General features: G+C 57.3%; 16 protein-coding genes and 1 pseudogene. 11 read left to right on the top strand and 6 right to left on the bottom strand.

The window, feature by feature from the left end; all coding sequences use genetic code 11:
* Positions 1-9 precede the first annotated feature (9 nt).
* From PG5_RS15050 to PG5_RS34200, 4 genes are all read right to left on the bottom strand, one after another.
* Positions 10-774 (bottom strand): hypothetical protein, encoded by a 765-nt coding sequence (locus PG5_RS15050; RefSeq protein ID WP_042955428.1) that lies wholly within the window; start codon positions 772-774, stop codon positions 10-12.
* Positions 771-1,451, bottom strand: coding sequence for a TfuA-like protein (locus PG5_RS15045; RefSeq protein WP_052024693.1), 681 nt, complete (start codon positions 1,449-1,451; stop codon positions 771-773). Before PG5_RS15045 ends, PG5_RS15050 begins: the two co-directional genes overlap by 4 nt.
* On the bottom strand, positions 1,432-2,649 hold the full coding sequence (locus PG5_RS15040) for a YcaO-like family protein (protein WP_020797974.1): 1,218 nt from the start codon (positions 2,647-2,649) through the stop codon (positions 1,432-1,434). Before PG5_RS15040 ends, PG5_RS15045 begins: the two co-directional genes overlap by 20 nt.
* Before the next feature lie 88 nt (positions 2,650-2,737).
* Entirely contained in the window at positions 2,738-2,908 is a 171-nt protein-coding gene (locus tag PG5_RS34200; protein ID WP_020797973.1) for a hypothetical protein, read from the bottom strand.
* 383 nt (positions 2,909-3,291) lie between these two features.
* On the opposite strand from PG5_RS34200, the pseudogene PG5_RS35365 reads away from it, so the two are divergent.
* From PG5_RS35365 to PG5_RS15015, 6 genes and pseudogenes are all read left to right on the top strand, one after another.
* Positions 3,292-3,384 (top strand): annotated as a pseudogene (locus tag PG5_RS35365) (hypothetical protein); the annotation flags it as partial.
* 79 nt (positions 3,385-3,463) lie between these two features.
* Positions 3,464-4,366 carry a LysR family transcriptional regulator gene (locus PG5_RS15035; protein WP_020797972.1) on the top strand — a complete coding sequence of 301 codons (903 nt, stop codon included), beginning with the start codon at positions 3,464-3,466 and terminating at the stop codon, positions 4,364-4,366.
* A gap of 131 nt (positions 4,367-4,497) precedes the next feature.
* Positions 4,498-5,124 carry a glutathione S-transferase family protein gene (locus tag PG5_RS15030; RefSeq protein ID WP_020797970.1) on the top strand — a complete coding sequence of 209 codons (627 nt, stop codon included), beginning with the start codon at positions 4,498-4,500 and terminating at the stop codon, positions 5,122-5,124.
* 63 nt (positions 5,125-5,187) lie between these two features.
* Complete coding sequence (locus PG5_RS15025) at positions 5,188-7,218, top strand: pyridoxamine 5'-phosphate oxidase family protein (RefSeq protein WP_020797969.1); 2,031 nt, start codon at positions 5,188-5,190, stop codon at positions 7,216-7,218.
* 112 nt (positions 7,219-7,330) lie between these two features.
* Positions 7,331-8,527 carry a DUF3142 domain-containing protein gene (locus tag PG5_RS15020; RefSeq protein WP_020797968.1) on the top strand — a complete coding sequence of 399 codons (1,197 nt, stop codon included), beginning with the start codon at positions 7,331-7,333 and terminating at the stop codon, positions 8,525-8,527.
* Positions 8,514-10,643 (top strand): hypothetical protein, encoded by a 2,130-nt coding sequence (locus PG5_RS15015; RefSeq protein WP_020797967.1) that lies wholly within the window; start codon positions 8,514-8,516, stop codon positions 10,641-10,643. The genes PG5_RS15020 and PG5_RS15015 overlap by 14 nt, the downstream gene beginning before the upstream one ends.
* 3 nt (positions 10,644-10,646) lie before the next feature.
* Here the strand turns inward: PG5_RS15015 and PG5_RS15010 are convergent, their stop codons facing one another.
* A complete protein-coding gene (locus tag PG5_RS15010; protein ID WP_020797966.1) occupies positions 10,647-11,276 on the bottom strand; it encodes a LysE family translocator in 630 nt (209 codons plus the stop codon).
* Between the two features lie 146 nt (positions 11,277-11,422).
* Between PG5_RS15010 and PG5_RS15005 the strand changes: the two genes are divergently transcribed.
* Positions 11,423-11,896, top strand: a complete 474-nt coding sequence (locus PG5_RS15005; protein ID WP_008064568.1) for an Lrp/AsnC family transcriptional regulator — start codon at positions 11,423-11,425, stop codon at positions 11,894-11,896.
* 109 nt (positions 11,897-12,005) lie between these two features.
* Here the strand turns inward: PG5_RS15005 and lpdA are convergent, their stop codons facing one another.
* On the bottom strand, positions 12,006-13,406 hold the full coding sequence (gene lpdA, locus PG5_RS15000; RefSeq protein WP_020797965.1) for a dihydrolipoyl dehydrogenase: 1,401 nt from the start codon (positions 13,404-13,406) through the stop codon (positions 12,006-12,008).
* Positions 13,407-13,624: 218 nt separating this feature from the next.
* Between lpdA and hflK (PG5_RS14995) the strand changes: the two genes are divergently transcribed.
* Genes hflK (PG5_RS14995) through PG5_RS14980 form a run of 4 tightly spaced genes read left to right on the top strand, consistent with a single transcriptional unit; the run spans position 13,625 to position 19,585 of the window.
* Positions 13,625-15,589 carry a protease modulator HflK gene (gene hflK, locus PG5_RS14995; RefSeq protein WP_020797964.1) on the top strand — a complete coding sequence of 655 codons (1,965 nt, stop codon included), beginning with the start codon at positions 13,625-13,627 and terminating at the stop codon, positions 15,587-15,589.
* Positions 15,586-16,620 carry a protease modulator HflC gene (gene hflC / locus PG5_RS14990; protein ID WP_020797963.1) on the top strand — a complete coding sequence of 345 codons (1,035 nt, stop codon included), beginning with the start codon at positions 15,586-15,588 and terminating at the stop codon, positions 16,618-16,620. Before hflK (PG5_RS14995) ends, hflC begins: the two co-directional genes overlap by 4 nt.
* Positions 16,617-17,675: a protease modulator HflK gene (hflK, locus tag PG5_RS14985; RefSeq protein WP_020797962.1), complete on the top strand. Its 1,059-nt coding sequence runs from the start codon at positions 16,617-16,619 to the stop codon at positions 17,673-17,675. Before hflC ends, hflK (PG5_RS14985) begins: the two co-directional genes overlap by 4 nt.
* Complete coding sequence (locus PG5_RS14980) at positions 17,672-19,585, top strand: heavy metal translocating P-type ATPase (RefSeq protein WP_020797961.1); 1,914 nt, start codon at positions 17,672-17,674, stop codon at positions 19,583-19,585. The genes hflK (PG5_RS14985) and PG5_RS14980 overlap by 4 nt, the downstream gene beginning before the upstream one ends.
* The last annotated feature ends 44 nt before the right edge of the window (positions 19,586-19,629 follow it).

Genomic DNA, 19,629 nt, shown 5'->3' with positions numbered 1-19,629 from the left:
GAGTCATCCTTAAATAGATTTGGTTGTCAGGTCGCCAGAAAACGCATCCAGCCTGGATGTGATCAATTTTCCCATTTCGGACAGTTCGTCCGAAGCCTGGAGAGTGGCCAGACTTTTGAAGAAATATTGGTGCAAGTAAACGAGGCGTTCGGAACGAGCTCTCACGGAACCGCTAGTCAGCAAGCGCTGATAGTAGTTCACTGCGCTGACCGCAAACAGGCAAGCCAGCAAGACACCCCTAGGGTTCTTCCCGCCTGTTCCTGATGGCAGTACGTAGTTGTTCGAACTGTTCTTGAGTTGGAAATCGTAAATCTCGGCGATCAAACTTGACCAGATATGGGATAGCTCATGCACCAAAAATTCTTCAAGGTCCGTAATGGTCGTAAACGCGGCTTCACCTAAGAACATCTGTTGGGGCAGTAAGGGGTTGGTCAGACTGACTTGTTGATTCAGCAGTTTGTGTATTTTAATCGGTATATCCAGTAAGTTTTTCCATTCCGGCAGCAACGCTTTTAGATTGTTCTTCGCTTCAGCTATCATTAACTGCTCGGCGTTACTAAGCGCTTGATGAGGCGGAAATTCTGGTGCACCTGCGACGTGCCGGTTATACAGGGTAGTAGCAAAATCCGGTTGCAAATAAGTAGTTAAATGTAACTCGCCTCCATCGATGTTTTTACGTACGACAGCGACAAGTGTCAAAAGTTTTGTACTATTGAACTCGGGGTGCACAAAGGGCAGGCCATTTATTTCATACAAAATCTGTGATGGAGTCATTTATTTTTTTCCGTCCTTGTCCATGGTTGCGTTATTAGAAAATTTTTCAAGTCATTGGTTTTAATTCTGTGGGTAGAAAAATTAGCAATAGCGTAGTCTATTTTTTTTGCATCAATCGGGAGCGTCAACAAAGATTTTTTTAAACAATCAAGGGTTCTATGTCCGTACCACATGTTTTTTAGATGGCTAAGTATGTGTTGTTCTTGTGTTGGCGTAATTATATTTTCAGCTGTCCACTGTTTTAAAAACTGTCTGATATGAATAAGCGGTTCGCTCAGTGGGAGATAAGGCTCTTGTGCTTGATGTATCAGCGTCACTTCGTCGTCGGAAAAATCCGGATCGTTCGCAAATTGTTTATATACTTCACCAAAACCTGTCATTCCAAGCCCATCCATTTCACATGCGCGAATGGCACCCATGGACGACAATCCCCAAATGCGCCAACCGGCACCCAGAGCGGCGAGAATCTCGGAATGACCGACGGCAGGGTGTGAATGAAACACTCCATCGACAATAGCGAGGTTCGACGGTGGCGATTGCAGCACTATGCGTTCTATATCGCCGCGTTTGACGGGGGGGCATAACTCCAGTCCGCCACCCCGCAGTAATTGACTGTCGATTCCTTGTAGGGAGGGGCCAGCAAACAGCGTGCATACCTCAAGCGCTTTGTTTGACATACGTACGTAACCTCGGACCGATCCTTTTCAAACCGGGTTCGAACGTTTCCAGCCCCGGAACAATGACTCTGACCACAGTAATGTCGTCAGTCGCTTTGCTGAGCAAGACCCTTAACACGGTATTCAGCCCTGCACGCTGCAAACGTTCAATGAGTAACTCCCAAGCTGACTCGATCGTGGGGATCGCCGCTTCCTGGCAATTGATGGAGGAGTAATCGATGGTCTGGGCCCGGGAAGTAGCTTCGGCACGCAAGCGTGATACAGCCTGAAGCTCGGCCGAACGGCCTTTTTTCTCGAAGTATTTGACACGCTCGATGATGTCGTCCCGGCCTCCATGGATGTGGCTTAAACGGCTTTGGGCTGCCTCACAGATAGCACGGATCAATGCAATTTCTTTTATTGGATGCAAACCCGAGCCGGTGGCTACCGATATGGGAGCCTGGAAGGACTCTTCCATGATAAAAGCTTGAAAATAGGCTAGACCAAAACAATTCTCGGTGTAACGAACCGACAAGCTCAATCCCGCGGCATTGATTTTATTGATCAGGGCTTCGGTTTCTGCACTGTAACAGTCTAGATTAACGAAGCAGGAACAATCATGTAGGTGATTAAAAGCTTGAACATCGCGTTCCATGAGTTCACAAACAGCGTGTACCGAGGCTTCCACCAAGTCATTGCCTGATGCCAAGCCGCTGGAGCTTTCCCCGAAGAGTCGTTGCCCAGGGTTTTCGGAATATGGAATGAACACCAGTTCTGCGGGCGCAAGCGCTTCTTTCTTGCGCAATACATCTTCGACTTCGATGGCCATGATGAGCGAGTCGGCGTCGGCGAAAAATCCATACAACATGCAGAACTGGTTGAAGTCTATCTGCCCATCGTGGCTTTCAATGATTTTTCTTGGAGTGGTCTTTATCAGTTTAAGTTGCGCAGTATTATATTGCGCAAGGCTGAACTCGATAGCCTCCATGTATGCGCCTATTTTGGCTTCTGCTGGTCTCAATCCTTTGCCGGCGTTTACGCACAGAGAGCCATTCAATGCATCTGGTCGTATGCTTGCAAATACCGGAATTCCAATACGATCCAACCAAGTTGTATCGGTAACTCGGGTGATTCCCAGTCGTGGAGCAATATCGTTAATGATAATATCTAATGTATTTTCGGCACTACGCCGACGAAGACTCGAACTAAGCCTTTGCATAAATTATCCCACTCTGATTAATAAGAGTTGTCAGTATCATGTTAGGCACAATGGAGAAAATGGAGGGAATCGCTTCCCTCCAATTTTGTCAGGCTGCGATTTTACTGTCTTCAGGCAGTGTCAACACGTTGTTGTTTGACTGGTGTGCTACAAAGCCGGCGTGCATCAGGCTTTCATCGTTAAGAATGTCAGAGAACTTCTCCGCAGTTTCTGCATCTAGTGCAAGATCGAAGGTTTCGTTATTGATTGTGGTATCCATTTTTCGTGTCCTTTCCCTAATATTTCGTTTTAGAAATTATCGTTGTGTAGCGGTGATGATTTTTTGCAGATACCACTGGTGGTGTCAAATTATTTGAGGTGGGGATATTATGGATTTGATATTTTACGGATGCGGCTTACAAAGGTTGGTAAGTTTTCTTACAGTAATTGGAGTGTTGGGGTGGAGTATTAATTTTGCCGCTTTATTAGTCGATATTAAATTGCCTTTTATAAGTTGTTGATTAGTAATGTTTTGCCGTATTTTCATGTCACTTCAACGTTGTAATGTGAAGTCCACTCACTGGATTCTCGATATTTTCGTGGTGGGCAAAGAAACGGACGCTTCAGGGGCAGATCTAATTTTTAGTAGCGACCAACATCTTCCCCAAAAACGTGCTGTCATACTATGTTCCTGCGCCGATAGGCACCGACGTCGACCAACCACGCAATCTGGCGAAATCGGTGACTGTGGAATAAGTTATCCACAGCTGATCGAACCTTAAAAAATCGCAGCCACTTGGTTGCGATTTTTTTTATCTGAATCGAGGACACGCCCATGGACCGCTTCCAGGAAATGCAGGTCTTCGCCGCCGTCGCCCAGGACCAGGGCTTTTCCGCAGCAGCGCGGCGTTTGGGTTTGTCCGCCGCCAGCGTTACCCGGGCGGTGGCGGCGTTGGAGAAGCGCATTGGCACGCAGTTGCTCACGCGCACTACGCGCAGTGTTTATTTGAGCGAGGCGGGGCAGCGTTATCTGGAAGACTGTCGAAGAATTCTGGCTGAAGTGCAGGAAGCCGAGGATTCCGCGGCAGGCAGTCACGTCCAGCCCCGTGGGCATCTGACGATTACGGCGCCAGTTTTGTTCGGCGAGTTGTTCATCACTCCGCTGATGGTGAGTTTTCTCACGCAGTTTCCTGACGTGACGATCAATGCGCTGCTGGTGGATCGGGTGGTGAGTATCGTCGAGGAAGGGGTCGATGTGGCCATCCGCATCGGTGAGTTGCCTGACAGCAACCAGCATGCGATTCGGGTGGGCGAAGTGCGGCGAGTGATCTGTGCATCGCCGCAATTTCTGGGTATCCATGGTCGGCCAAAACATCCACAAGAACTGGCTCAGGCGCCGATTATTGCGACGTCCGCGATTGGACAGTTGAAGCACTGGCCCTTTCTCGAGCGAGGCGAGCCACTGAGTGTCCGGGTAGAACCGCGTCTGACAGTAACGGCGAATCAAGCAGCGATCACCGCGGCCGGGCTTGGACTGGGTTTTACCCGGGTTCTGTCCTATCAGTCGGCGAGCAAAGTGGCGGCAGGTGAGCTTGAAATTGTACTCGCGGATTTCGAAATGCCGCCTTTGCCCATCCATGTGCTTTATCAAGGCGGGCACAAGGCTGCGACGCGCGTTCGTAGTTTTGTCGACTTTACGGTGAAGGCACTCCGCGAGCATCTCGCTTTGCGGGACTGATGCTTTATTTCTCTGGGTGAAATAATTGATTGCGTTTGCTGGGTATTCTGTTGTTTTCGTGACTGGTAGAAGATGGCTGCCATCGGTGCTGATCTCTCCCCTGACAGCGCCACTGCCCAGCGGAGTCGACCATGCAAGCCATCAAACTCTACAACTTTCCACGTTCCGGCCACGCGCATCGTGTGGAACTGATGCTTTCGCTGCTGCAACTGCCGACCGAGCTGGTCCTCGTCGACCTGGCAAAGGGCGAGCATAAAAAGCCGGAGTTCCTGGCCATCAACGCTTTTGGCCAAGTGCCGGTGCTCGACGATCAAGGTGTGGTGCTGGCGGATTCCAATGCGATTCTGGTCTACCTGGCGAAAAAATACGGTAAAGGTCGCTGGCTGCCAGACGATCCGGTCGGTGCCGCCAAAGTGCAGCGCTGGTTGTCGGTTGCTGCCGGGCCAATCGCCTTCGGGCCCGCCCGGGCAAGGCTGATCACGGTATTTGGTGCACCGTACAATCCTGATGAAGTGATTCCTTACGCTCATAGCGTGCTCAAGGTGATCGATCAGGAACTGGCCAAAACAGCTTTCCTGACCGGCAGCGAACCGACCATCGCCGACGTGGCTGCCTACAGTTACATTGCCCATGCACCGGAAGGCAACGTCTCGCTGGAGGACTACGCTAACATCCGCGCCTGGTTGGCGAGGGTCGAAGCCTTGCCCGGTTTTATCGGCATGCCTCGCACTGTCGCCGGCCTGCAAAAAACTGCCTGATATTTTCGCCCGACTTCTATCGGGCCCTTCACGCTGTGCCGATGGCGCAGGGGAGAAGCCGCAATGGACCATTCACCGTGGCATGCTGGCGAAAAAGAATTGCAGGCTCATCTCGGTGTGGGTGAGCGAATGGACGTACTCGGGCGCAGGGTAATTCGCGACCAGATGCCGGATCAACATCGCACCTTCTATCAGCAACTTCCGTTCATGTTGTACGGCGCGGTTGATGCTGACGGTCGTCCTTGGGCCAGCGTGCTTGAAGGTCAACCGGGTTTCGTACATTCCCCCAATCCAGGTTTATTGCAATTTAGCAGCTTGCCGGCTGCTGATGATCCTGCGCAACTGGGCGCGGGTTCGGCGATCGGTCTGTTGGGCATTGAACTGCACACCAGGCGTCGCAATCGCATTAATGGCCATATTGGCGCAATGACCACCAGCGGGTTTGCTGTGACGGTGGATCAGTCCTATGGTAATTGCCCGCAGTACATCCAATTGAGGCAGTACCGCTCGGTGCCCCTGGCGGATCCGGCAACACGTCCCGCGCAGCAATTCAATGAATTGGATGACGCGGCCAAAGCCATGATTGCTGAGGCGGACACCTTTTTCGTCGCCAGTTACGTCGATGTCGATGGCGTACGGTCGGTGGATGTTTCACACCGTGGTGGACAGTCTGGTTTTGTCCGGGTGGAAGGGAACTGCCTGACCATCCCGGACTTTGCCGGCAACCTGTTTTTCAATACCTTGGGTAATCTGCGGGTCAATCCAAAAGCCGGTTTGCTGTTCATTGATTTCAATTCCGGTGATCTGCTACAGCTAAGTGGGCGCACCGAAATCATCCTTGAAGGCCCGCAGGTAGAGGCATTTCAAGGTGCTGAACGTTTGTGGATGTTCCACGTGGAACACGTTGTTCGTCGTCCCGCTGCCCTCGGTTTGCGCTGGCGCTTTGACGGTGTTTCGCCGACCAGTTTGCTGACGGGAACATGGGAGCAGGCCAAGGCGCGCTTGCAAGCCAAGACCTTGGGCGATCAATGGCGGCCACTGCGGGTGGTGCGGATCGAAGCGGAAAGCCAACACATCCGTTCGATATATATGGAGCCAGCCGACGACGTCGGGTTGCCGTTGTTTCAAGCCGGGCAACATCTACCGCTGCGCTTCAACATTGATGGTGAAACCCATATCCGCACCTACAGCCTGTCGAGTGCGCCATCGGATGACTTTTTCCGTATCAGTGTGAAACGTGACGGTCGGGTGTCTTCGCACCTGCATGACCAGGTTCGCGTCGGTGACTTGTTGGAGGCAAGGGCACCCCAGGGGCATTTCACTGTTGCGCCCCATGAACGGCGGCCGCTGGTGTTATTGGCCGCTGGTGTGGGTATTACGCCACTGCTGTCGATGCTGCGTGAGGTGGTTTATCAAGGCTTGCGCACTCGACACATCCGGCCGACCTGGTTCTTCCAGAGTTCGCGCACCCTGGCCGATCAGCCATTTCGTCCCGAGGTGGATCGCTTGCTCGATCATGCCGGTGACGCGATCAGGGTGGTGCGTCTGCTCAGTCAACCGGAGCCGGAGGCACGGGAGGGCGAGGACTTTGATGTGACCGGGCGAATTGATGTCGCTCGGCTTTCGGAACTGCTCGAGGTCGAGGACTATGATCAGCTGGATTTTGTCCTCTGTGGTCCCGGCAGTTTTACCCAGGCACTGTATGACGCCCTGCGCGAACTGGATATTCGCGACTCACGGATTCATGCCGAAACTTTCGGACCTTCGACTTTGCGTCGTCGGCCTGACCCCGATGCCATCGTCATTGAGCAACCGCCAGCGGCTACCACCTCGGTGCCGGTGGTGTTCCAGCGCTCAGCCAAGGAAGCTCGCTGGCAACCGGATGGCGGCAGTCTGTTGGAGCTGGCGGAAAGTCGCGGATTGCACCCGGAATTCAGTTGCCGTGGCGGCTCCTGCGGCACCTGTAAGACACGGCTGATCAGCGGCCAGGTCAATTATCCACAGCTGCCAGCGGAGATACCGGATGAAGGTCAGGTGCTGATTTGTTGCGCAGTTCCGGCTCAAGGCACGCAGCCTTTGGTCCTGGATCTTTAGCGGGTCAACTCGCGGGAGCCATTGCCCGACGGTCGTTGGCTGGGTAGGGTAGGTAGTACGAAAAAGGGCCGAAGAAAGGCCCTTTGTGCATTTCAGGGACAGGCGTTTTTTCATGGGTTTTCTCACTCGCGTGATCGTCTCGCTGACGGCGCTCGCGCTGCTTGGTGGTTGCGAGCAGCACAACGCACCGCCACTCGATCAGCAACTCTATGTGTGGCAACGCCAATGGACCCCGGCGCATGACGCTGCATTGCGGGAGAGTCGCGCCGACTTTTCCACCTTGCGGGTGCTGGCATTACAGGCCTTCCCTCAGGCGGGCTGGAGTCGCGCGCGGATTGATCCGGCGCTGCTCAAGCGCGATGGTCGGCGGCTGATTGCGGTGATTCGCCTTGATGGCCAGCTACAGTCGCTGGATCAGGATGAGGTCATGGAGCAGATCCAGCGCCTGATCAGCGATTGGCAGGGCAAGGGGCTGACACTCGCCGGGGTGGAAATCGACCACGATGCGGGCAACGCTCGGTTACCCGCCTATCGCGCGTTTCTGGCGCACCTGCGTTCTGTGATGCCAGCGCCCATGGCCTTAAGCATCACTGCATTGCCGGCATGGCTCGACAGTCCCGAGTTGCCAGCGTTGTTATCCACCGTCGATAGCAGCGTGTTACAGGTTCATGCCGTGAGCGATCCCCGGCGCGGCTTGTTCGATTCAGATCTCGCTAGCCAATGGGCAATGGCCTGGAGTCGTATCACCTCGAAACCCTTTTTCCTGGCCTTGCCGGCCTATGGCGTCGCGTTGTTGCCGAGTGTCGGTGGCGCTCCCATCGTGGAAAGCGAAGTAGCCATTGAGCGTAACGGCAAGCGCCGGGAGTTGTTGGCTGATCCACTGCAATTGAGCAAGCTTGCTGCGCGGTTGCGCGCAGACCCGCCGGCTCATATGGCCGGTTTGATCTGGTTTCGGCTGCCTTTGGCCAACGACCGTCGAGCCTGGAGCCTGGCGACCTTGCGCGCCGTGTCGCGTGGTGATGTCCTTGAGAGTCATCTGGCACTGAATCTTTCGGAGCACGAAGGCCTCTATGACATTGGTATCAGCAATGAGGGCAACCTCGACAATGCCTGGCCCGAGCGCGTGACGCTGGCGGTACAGGGTTGTGAGGGGGCCGATGCGCTGGCCGGTTATACGTTGCAACAAGAACCGAACCTGCTTACCTTCACCCGCCTGCGCGACGGCCGGATAGCGGCTGGCGGACAGCGCGCCATCGGTTGGGCACGCTGCGCAATCATTGATCAAGGAGCTTCGAATGTTCACCCGTAACTGGCCTCGTCACTTGCTTTGTCTGAGCCTTGGCCTGCCGTTGGCAGCCATGGCATGCGGGCCGGATTTCCCCATGCGGTTGCTGGACAATCGAGGTCAATCCCTTGCGGAATTACCGGAGGGCAATTTCAGTTTCGAGGTGAGCCGCCTCGGTCATGCGATTGCCGGTCTCAAGTCGGTTACGGCAGCCACCCTTGTCCCTGGCGCAGCCTATGGAGAAGCCTCCGCTCATGTTGAACAGCGGGATCAAGCCGAGCAGGTTGGTTTGACCCATGAACAGCAGGCACAGGTGAAACAGTTGCGTGGGCTCGCCGATGCCCGGCAGGTTGAAGTACAGGGTACGAACCTTCCCGCCGAGCTCAAGTTGTATCTGGCGGGCGCGGTAGCGTTCAATGCCGGCGATCAAACGCTGGCCGCCGAATACTTCCGCAAGGTGCTGGCGCTGCCCGCCGATCAACGGGCATTGCGCAGTACCTGGGCTGCCTACTCGCTGGGGCGGGCGTTGTTCGCCATGAGTTCGCAGGCCGACGCCGCCCCCAACCTGCTGGAACAATCGCGCAAAGCCTTTGAGCAAACCCGCCAACTGAGCATCGACGGCTTCAGCGACCCATTGGAACTGGGCGTCGCCAGTCTCGGTGAAGAGGCTCGCGTGGCCCGGGCGGCAGGTGACTGGAACGGGGCGATCGAACTTTATGCGACGCAGAACCTTCAGGGTTCGGCAGTGGGTTACACCTCGTTGAAGCTGTTGATGGCTGAACTGGCTTCGATGCCCGAGGATCAGTTGGCCGGGTTGCTCAAGGGCAAGCCTGTGCAGCAGCTGGTGACCGCCGCCTTGATCAGCCGACTGGGTTGGTCATTCGGTGATCAACCACCTAACGAGCAAAAACTAATCAAGCTGTTGCAGAGCAGTACGCGCGGCAGCCTCGACAATGCGGACCGCCTGGCCGCGTTGAATTATCAACAGGGCGATTTCAACAGCGCCAAGGCCTTTCTCGAGCGCGCTGGCGACGGCGGCCTGGCCTGGTGGCTTCGGGCCAAACTGGCGGTGCGCGATGGCGATAAAGCGGCGGCGGCTGCAGCGTATGCGAAGGCCGCCAAGGCTTTCCCGCAGAATGAATCGTGGGGTGATCGGAGAACGCCGGATTACGATTTCGAAACGCTGCAACCCAAATGCCGGGTCGAAGGCGAAAGCGCGATCCTGGCCATGCAACGCGGGGATTATCTGCAGGCGTTCGACCAGTTGTACCGCAGCCAAGGCATCTATTGGTTGGACGCGGCCACTGTTGCCGAGCGTGTACTGACGTTGGATGAGCTCAAGCAGTACGTCGATACTCAGGTACCGGCACCGCCACCACTCAGCCAGCACGATGTGGACAACTACGTGCCTCTGCCGGTGGCGGCGAGCCTGCGCAATCTGCTTGGGCGGCGTTTGTTGCGCGAAGGACACTACGAGCAAGCGCCGGCTTATTTCGAGAACGATGGCTTGCGCCACAAAGCCAGGCTGTACGGCCAGCAACGTATGGCGGCGGATTCGGCATGGTGGCCGACGCGGCGTGCCGCGGCACTGTTCAATTCCGCCTGGACCGCACGTGAATGGGGGATGGATATTCTCGGTTATGAAATGGCGCCGGACTACGCCACGTTCGGGGGCAACTTCAGCCTTGAGAGTGCTGAACTCAAGGTCGGGCCGCTAGTAGCCGAGGACGAAGTGAAGCGCCAGCGAGCCAGCGCCGCCCAACCCGATCAGCGCTACCACTATCGCTTCGTGGCGACGGCACTGGCCAGCCGTGCTGCCGACAATCTGCCGCACACCAGCCAGGCGTTCGCCGCTGTGCTGTGTGAAGCGGCCGGCTGGAACAGCAGCCTTGAAGAACAAAGTGCGCTCTACCAGCGATATGTCAAAGAGGGACCATTCGTGGAGTGGGCAGCGGATTTTGGCCATCAATGCCCGTATCCCGACTTTGAAAGTGCAGACAAGCGCTATGTCACGCAGGTCACCGATGCTGCCCGCTCGGCCCTGCGGCCGTACAAGACAGCTCTGCAGATGGGAGGCGTGTTGTTGGTCATGGCGGTGGCGCTGGTGCAGGTCAAGCGTCGTCGCCGCAAAGTGCAATAAGGTTCAAGCCTGTTGAACAAAGGTCAGCCGCACGGCGAAACCGATCAACAGGCTGCCGAACAGCCATTGTTGAACGCGCTGGAAGCTGGGGCTGCGTTGCAGCCAACGACCCAGCGCGGCACCGGTCAACGCATAGGCGCTATCGAACAGCAAACCGACACCGACCAACACCAGGCCAAGGACCGCAAATTGCGCGAGTACCGGTCCATTGAGTGGATCGATGAACTGCGGCAGCAATACCGAGCAAAACAGCAGCGCCTTGGGGTTAAGCAGATTGGTCAGTAGACCGCGGCGAATCGCTTCGCCCCAGCGTGTTTTTTCGTCTGTTGTACCTGGGCCGTTCAGGGATGGCAGCATCGTCGTCCGCAGGCATTGAATACCGATCCACAGCAGATAAGCAGCCCCGACCAGGCGCACTGCGTCGAATGTCCAGGGAGCCGCCTTGAACAATGCCGCCAATCCCAACGCCGCCAGCACTACATGACAACCGCGGGCGATCGCCAGGCCGACGGCCGTGGCCAACGCTGCGCCTTTGCCCTGGCGGGCACCGGTTTGCAACAACAGGATCATATCGGGCCCGGGTAACAGATAGACCACCGCCAGCGCCATGAAAAATAGCCCGAGTCCCGCCATGTCGTACCCCTGTCCGTAGTCGATTCAGTGGTGCCAGTCTAGAGCCAGGGAGTAGGGCATGTGCTTGCGTAGTTTGCTTCTAAAGGTGGCTGTTTTGGCATAACCTGCCAACAAATAACGGTTAAACCAGCGGGATATGCCAAACGATGAAACTGGATGCCTACGACCGCAAGATTCTTGCCGCTCTGCAACGGGATGGTCGGCTGAGTAATGTGCAATTAGCTGAAGAAATCGGTCTGTCCGCCTCGCCATGTTTGCGCCGGGTTCGGATGCTTGAAGAGGCCGGAGTGATTCGTGGTTATCAGGCCAATCTGGATCGCGATGAAGTTGGACTAGGGCTGACCGTGTTCGTCGGAGTAAAAGTCGAGCGCCATAACGATGAACAGGCTGAATCTTTTCGCTTGGCCGTGACAGCATTGCCGGAGGTGATTTCGGCGTTTCTGGTATCTGGGGAATCGGACTTTCTGTTGCAAGTGGTGGTACCGGATTTACGCGCCTATGACCGGTTTCTCACGGGGTGTTTGTTGAAGCTGCCAGGGGTGAGCGATATCCGCAGCAACTTTGCAATCCACACGGTGAAGACACCGGGAGCGTTGCCGTTGGGGCATTTGCCGCTGTAGACCGAGGAGACTTTTTCACGAGCAGGCTCGCTCCCACATACGAATGCATTCCAATGTGGGAGCGAGCCTGCTCGCGAAGCGAAGGCCCAGCCACCAAAAATCTGGAGGCCTACATCTGCGTCGCCATCCCCTCCACATTCATCGCGGCCTGGCGCAAGGCTTCGGATCGGGTCGGGTGAGGATGGCAGGTCAGGGCAATGTCTTCGGCGGATGCGCTGAACTCCATGGCCACGCAATATTCGCCAATCATTTCACTGACGCTTGGCCCTACGAGATGCACACCGAGGATTTCGTCGGTACGCTCATCGGCCAGCACTTTGGCGAATCCTTCGGTTTCATGATTGATCTTCGCCCGGCTGTTGGCGGTAAACGGAAATTTGCCGACCTTGAATGCGCGACCTTCGGCCTTCAACTGTTCTTCGGTCTTGCCGACGCTGGCCAGCTCCGGCTTGGTGTAGATCACGTTGGGGATCAGGTCGTAATTGACCTCACCAGCCTTGCCGACGATCTGTTCGACGCAGGCCATGGCTTCGTCTTCAGCCTTGTGGGCAAGCATCGGTCCGGAAGTGACGTCGCCAATCACCCAGACGCCCGCCGCTTCGGTACGGTGCCCCTTGTTGGCGAGCATGCCGCGTTTATCGGTGGCGAGGCCGACGTTCTCCAACCCCAGACCTTGGGTATAAGGCCGACGTCCGATCGCCACCAGCACGTAATCGGCCTCCAGCGACTCGGCTGCTCCACCTGCGGCAGGTTCGACGCTGAGCTGCACGCCGGTTGCGGTCGTCGTGGCGCTGGTCACTTTTGAACTCAATTTGAAACTGATGCCCTGTTTGCTCAGTGAGCGTTGCAGGGTTTTTCCTGCTTCGCCATCCACACCCGGACAAATCCGGTCCAGGTACTCGACCACGGTCACTTGAGCCCCCAAGCGCCGCCAGACGGAACCAAGCTCCAGCCCAATCACCCCGGCGCCGATCACCACCAGATGCTTCGGCACTTCTGTGAGTGACAGTGCGCCGGTGGAATCGAGGATGCGTTGGTTATCGATGTCCACCCCAGGCAGGGGAGTGGGTTCGGAACCGGTGGCGATGATGATGTCTTTGCCAACCAGTTCGGTCTTGCCGCCGACGTTATCCGTCACGGTGACTTTGCCCGGCCCGTCGATGTGGCCCCAACCCTTGATCCAGTCGACCTTGTTTTTGCGGAAGAGAAATTCGATGCCCTTGGTCAGCCCGGTCACGCTTTCATCTTTCTGTTTCATCATCTGGGCGAGGTTGAGCGTGGGTTTGACCTCGATCCCAAGGTTGGCGAATTCCGCTCCCATGGCTGCATCGTACAGCTCCGAGGCGTGCAGCAATGCCTTGGACGGCATGCAACCGACGTTCAGGCAGGTACCGCCGAGCGTAGCGCGTCCTTCTACGCACGCCGCCTTCAATCCCAGTTGGCCTGCTCGAATCGCTGCGTTATAGCCACCGGGGCCACCACCGAGTATCACGACGTCATAGGTGCTCATGGAAGTACTCCTGGATTGAAAGCGGACGGGGAGGGGTAAAAGTAGTCTTTGAATAAAATTACGAGCGTAATATGTGTGCTCCGATGCTTTTCGGTCAAGGGTTCAGCTTCGCGACAGGTTGAGCATCTTTAGATAGGGCGATTGAGCACGAAAATTTCGCCAGTACTGTTATATCGTTACGAAATGCCCCGCGGGGCAATTCTAAATACTGGAGTGGTATGCAAGTCGATCTCGAAGAGGGTGGTGATGGAGCGCAGGTAGCCGGGCTGCCGCGTTTTCAGCAGGCAGTTTTTCAGGGGCGACGATTGCGCCTGCTCGCCATCGGTCTCGGCGCGCTCGCGGCAATGGGCCTGGTGCTGGGTTTTTTTGTCGGGATGTTTGCTCCGCAATCCCTTTGGCCTGCGCTGTTGTTCAATCAGAGCGCCGCATTGCTGGTGCTGGTCGCCGGCTTGCAATCGGCCTGGTGGGTCACGCAATGGCGTGCGCAGGCGATGAATCCCTTGGAGTCGGTGGTCGATTCTGATGAAGCTGAAGTCCCGGCAGGCTGGTATGAGCGACTGCTTGAGAGAATCAGTCAGCACTGCCTGAAGCTACTCAGGCAAATCGGAGCCCCGACACTGTGGCTGGCCGGTTGTGCGCTGCTGGCGTTGTTGTGCGTCGAACAGGCATGGACCCTTGCTTTGCCTTCCGCAGCGCTGGGCATGTCGGCCACTGTCAGCGCGACCCTGGGGTTGTTGTTGGCCTTTGGTCTGTTGGTTCTCGAGCGTCAGCTTGCTCAGGAAAATACTGCTCAATGGCCCGAGGCAGGCGCCTTGGCGCAGCTGACCCGCGTGGCGATCATCAGCCTGATTCTTGGAGCGTTTTGCCTGCTGTTCGGCAGTGAGACTTCGGTTTGGCCGGTGCGTCTGGCGGTACTGATCGGCCTGCTGCCAGGCTTCGTTGCCTTCGAATTACTGCTGCGTGCCGTGCTGTCATTGTTCAGCCCGCGTCGCGAACAACTTGAACCTGCATTGCTGGCGAGTAGTTTTGTCGCCGACATGTTGCGCTGGCCGCCACGGCCATTGCAGGCGTTACAGCAAGAATTGCACAACCGCTTCGGCATCGACCTGCGGCAAATTTGGGCCTTCACTTACATGCGCCGGGCATTGTTGCCGGTGCTGGGGGTAGTAGGCATCGTCGGTTGGGTGCTGACCGGTGTTCACGAAATTCCGCTGCAAGGGCGGGGGATCTACGAGCGATTCGGTAAACCGGTGACGGTGTTTGGGCCTGGTCTGCATGCGGGTTTACCGTGGCCATTGGGGAGGGTGCTAAGTGTCGAAAATGGCGTGGTTCACGAATTGGCCACCAGTGTCGGCGAAACATCGGCCCCCGTGCAGGCAGACCCCGCCGAAGGCCCGGCGCCGATAACCGCCAACCGGTTGTGGGACGCCAGCCATGTGAATGACAAATCCCAGGTGATTGCCAGTAGCCGCGCAGACAAGCAGAGCTTTCAGATCGTCAACATGGACGTGCGTTTTGTTTATCGCATTGGTTTGAGCGATCAGGCGGCATTGGCTGCAACCTATAACAATGCGGATGTGCCGACGTTGATCCGCAGCACCGCGAGCCGAGTTCTGGTTCACGACTTCGCGTCACGCACCCTTGACGGTTTGCTCGGTGAGGACCGGGTAGGGCTTGCCGAGGAAATCGGCCGGGCCGTGCAGGCCGACCTGCAGAAACTCGACAGCGGCGTGGAAATTCTCGCTACGGTCGTTGAAGCGATCCATCCCCCGGCAGGGGCTGCCAATGCTTATCACGGGGTGCAAGCCGCACAGATCGGCGCGCAGGCGTTGATTGCCCGTGAACGCGGAGCCGCCGCCGAAGCCACCAACCAGGCGCAGTTGCAGGCGAGCATTGCCCGGGATCAGGCAACGGCAACCGCCCATGAAATCAACGCGACGGCCAAGGCTGGCGAGCTGAAATTCAGTGCCGAGAAAAAAGCTTACGCCAATGCCGGCCAGGCCTTTGTGCTGGAGCAATACCTCGGTCAACTTTCCCAGGGCCTGGCCAGCGCCAGCTTGCTGGTTCTCGATCATCGTCTGGGCGGCAGCAGCAATGCTCCGACCATCGATCTGCGTACATTCACGTTGCCGGCTGACCCTGCGTCGTCGCGTAAAACTGATCAGCCAGGAGTCGCCAATTGAGCCAGCTACATACCCACGATCATGCCAACCACAGTGGCCACGATCACAGCCATGGCGGCCATCACCACGGCCATCACCATCATGGTGATCCGCAAGAAGCCGGCCCGTTCCCCTGGCGACGCATGGGCTGGGCGGCGTTGTTGGTGGCGTTTGCCGTGGCGGCAGCAAGCCTGGTGCAAGTGCGTTCAGGCGAAGCCACGGTCATCACACGTTTTGGCAATCCATCGCGGGTGCTGGTAGAACCCGGGCTAGGCTGGCGCTGGCCGGCACCCTTCGAAGCAGCGATCCCGGTGGATCTGCGACTGCGCACCACGTCCAGCGGTCTGCAGGATGTGGGCACGCGGGACGGCTTGCGCATTATCGTTCAGGCTTACGTTGCCTGGCAGGTGCAGGGTGATCCGGACAACGTGCAGCGCTTTATGCGCGCTGTGCAAAACCAGCCGGACGAAGCGGCACGGCAGATTCGCACCTTCGTCGGCTCCGCGCTGGAAACCACGGCCAGTAGTTTCGATTTGGCCAACCTGGTGAACACCGATGCCAATCAGGTGCGCATCGCCGATTTCGAAGCACAGTTGCGCAAGCAAATCGATCAGCAGTTGCTGAACACCTATGGCGTGCGAGTGCTACAAGTTGGCATCGAGCGCCTGACCTTACCGTCGGTCACGCTCACTGCGACGGTCGATCGCATGCGCGCCGAGCGTGAAACAATCGCGACTGAACGCACCGCCATTGGCAAGCGCGAAGCGGCGCAAATTCGCTCCGCGGCGGAACGCGATGCACGAATCGTCCAGGCTGATGCCACGGTGAAAGCGGCGGACATTGAGGCGCAATCCAGGGTCGAAGCCGCGCAGATTTACGCGCGTGCCTACGCTGGTTCACCGCAGCTTTACAATTTGCTGCGCTCACTCGATACCTTGGGCACGGTGATTACCCCGGGCACAAAACTGATTCTGCGTACCGATGCCGCGCCTTTCCGGGCATTGGTTGATGGTCCGCCGACGCTTGAAAATAAACCCGGGTCGCAGCCATGAATTTGGTTCCACGTGGAACAAATGAGTTGAGTAGCCCGTGGATTCAGGCCGGACGCGTGGCGTTTTTCGCTCTGTATGCCGTGACGGTGTTGGCCGCTTTGGCTTGGGCGTTCTCCAATGTGCGACAAATCGACCCGCAAAATCGTGCGGTGGTTTTGCACTTCGGCGCTCTTGATCGCGTCCAGAATGCCGGTTTGCTATTGGCCTGGCCGCGACCGTTTGAACAGGTGATTTTGCTGCCAGCGGCAGACAGGGTCATCGAGCGTCGAGTGGAGAACCTGCTGCGAACTGACGCCGCATTGCAGGCCGATCGCGCCGCCAGTTTTGCAACGCCGATCAGTGATGCGCTGGCAGGATCCGGTTATTTGCTGACGGGGGATGCCGGTGTGGTGCAACTGGATGTGCGGGTGTTCTACAAGGTCACAGATCCGTATGCCTTCGTACTTCAAGGCGAGCATGTGCTTGCGGCCTTGGATCGTCTGGTGACCCGTAGCGCATTGGCACTCACGGCTGCACGAGACCTGGACACAATTCTGGTCGCACGGCCGGAGTTGATCGGCGCTGATAATCAGGCGGCAGAAAGGCGCGAGCGTCTACGGGGTGATCTGGTGCAAGGCATCAATCAGCGTCTGGCGCAATTGGCCGCGACAGGGCAGGGGCTGGGGATCGAAGTGGCGCGGGTTGACGTGCAGTCGAGCCTGCCGGCGCCTGCGATCAACGCCTTCAACGCCGTACTGACCGCCAGCCAACAAGCCGACAAGGACGTGGCCAACGCGCGCACTGAAGCAGAGAAGCTGACCCAGGCCGCCAATGAACAAGCCGACCGTACGCTACAAGTCGCACACGCTCAGGCGAGTGAACGGCTGGCGAAAGCCTCGGCTGATACCGCCACGGTGATCAGTCTGGCCAATGCGCAACAACAGGCCGCCGATCCGCAAATGTTGCTGCGAATCTACCGCGAGCGGATGCCGAAAATTCTTGGCCAGGCCGGCTCAGTCATTACGGTCGATCCGCAAGACGATTCCCGCCTGATCATTCAGGGAGCTGCACAATGACCGCTCAAACTGCCGCCGCACCGAGCATGTTGTCCTCGGCCGAACAACGCAGCGCTGCTCGCCAACTGACTTTGGCCATGCTTGCACTCGGCTTGCTCGCGTTGGGCCTTGTATGGCGCTGGTTGTCCCCGGAGCAAAGTGGGGTCAGCCAATTGTTGCTGGGTTTTGCTTCTGTACTGGTGGCCGTGCCAGTGATGCGTTCAGCCTGGTACAGCTTGCGGTATCCGAGCCTGCACGGCATCACCGATCAACTCATCGCCCTGGCGATGCTTGGCGCATGGGCGACAGGCGATCTGCTGACGGCTGCATTGCTGCCGATCATCATGATCTTCGGCCATGTGCTGGAAGAGCGCAGCGTGATCGGCTCGCAGGAAGCCATTCACGCCCTCGGCAAACTGACCCGCAGCCACGCGCGTAAGGTTCAGGCCGACGGCTCCATCGTCGAAGTCGACAATGGCACGCTCAGGGCCGGCGATCTGGTGGAAGTCCGTGCAGGTGATCGGGTGCCGGCGGATGGCCAGGTGTTGTCCGGGCAGGCGAGTCTGGACACCGCATCCATTACCGGCGAGTCGGTGCCGATGGAGGCGGGTGTCGGAATGGCGGTGTTCGGTGGCGCGATCAATCTCGATGGCCTGTTGCGCATTGAAGTGACACGGACCGGCGACGAATCGACCCTCGGCAAAGTGATCGCGCTGATGCAAAACGCCGAACGATCGAAGCCACCAATCACCCGGTTGCTGGAGCGTTACGCCGGGAGCTACCTGGTGCTGGTGTTGTTGCTGGCCGCAGTCACCTGGTTCATCACCAACGATGCCCAGGCCATGCTCGCGGTGCTGGTGGCTGCTTGCCCTTGTGCGCTGGTACTGTCGGCACCCGCTACGGCGATTGCCGGGGTAGCGGTAGCCGCTCGGCACGGCATTCTGATTCGCAGCTCGGCGTTTCTCGAAGAGCTGGCAGACCTGACATCGCTGGTGGTCGACAAGACCGGAACCCTCACCTTCGGCACCTTGCGCCTGCAATCCATCGAGAGCTCGCTAGCGGATCGCAACCCCGTCTTGAGGCTCGCCGCCAGCCTCGGTTCCGCCAGCAGTCACCCGGTCAGCCGGGCGCTCGCCGGGCTCGTCCCACCAGAGCATTTTCAGTTGCTGTCGGACATTCGCGAGCGTCAGGGTCTGGGCGTGGTGGCCATGACAGAGCAGGGCGAGGCTGCGCTTGGGCGGCCGGAGTTGTTCGCCCAATTGGGTATAGCTACCCCAAATGTTCCCGACCACGATGGCCCCATTGCCGGGCTGGCACTCAACGGTGAGTTTCTCGCTTGGCTGTTGTTGGCCGACAGTGTTAAACCGGAAGCGAAGGTTGCCTTGAGTGAGCTGAAGGACCTTGGATTGGGCCGACAGCTTTTACTCACCGGCGACCGGTACAGCGTCGCTCACACACTCGCTCGGGATGTCGGCATCAGTGAGGTTGAGGCGCAGGCCTTGCCCGAGGACAAATTGAATCGCGTGTTGAAAGAAATCGGTAACGGCTTTCGGCCTATGGTGGTCGGCGATGGCATCAACGATTCCCTGGCGCTCAAGGCTGGCGTTGTCGGTGTGGCAATGGGTGCAGGCGGGGCGGATATCGCGCTGGCTTCAGCGGATATCGTGTTGATCGGTAGCGACCTGCGGCGCCTTGGCACCTGCGTGCGCTTGAGTCGGCAATGCCGTCAGACTTTGCAAGTCAACGTGATTATCGGTTTGGGCTGGACTTTGGCGATCGTTGCTTTCGCGGCGTTCGGCTGGCTCGGGGCAGCAGGGGCGATGATCGCTGCGTTGCTGCATAACCTCAGTACGTTGCTGGTGTTGGGCAATGCTGGGCGTTTGTTGCGATTTCAGGAGCCGCTGTTCAAGCTCAATGAAGAGCGGTTTTAACAATACAGAACTGTGGGCCGGATTTGCAGTCATTTAGCTAAGAG

The sequence above is a fragment of the Pseudomonas sp. G5(2012) genome, from assembly GCF_000408945.1.
Taxonomy (GTDB): domain Bacteria; phylum Pseudomonadota; class Gammaproteobacteria; order Pseudomonadales; family Pseudomonadaceae; genus Aquipseudomonas; species Aquipseudomonas umsongensis.
The sequence above is the reverse complement of the archived record's forward strand: the minus strand, read 5'-3'. Positions and strand labels throughout refer to the sequence as shown.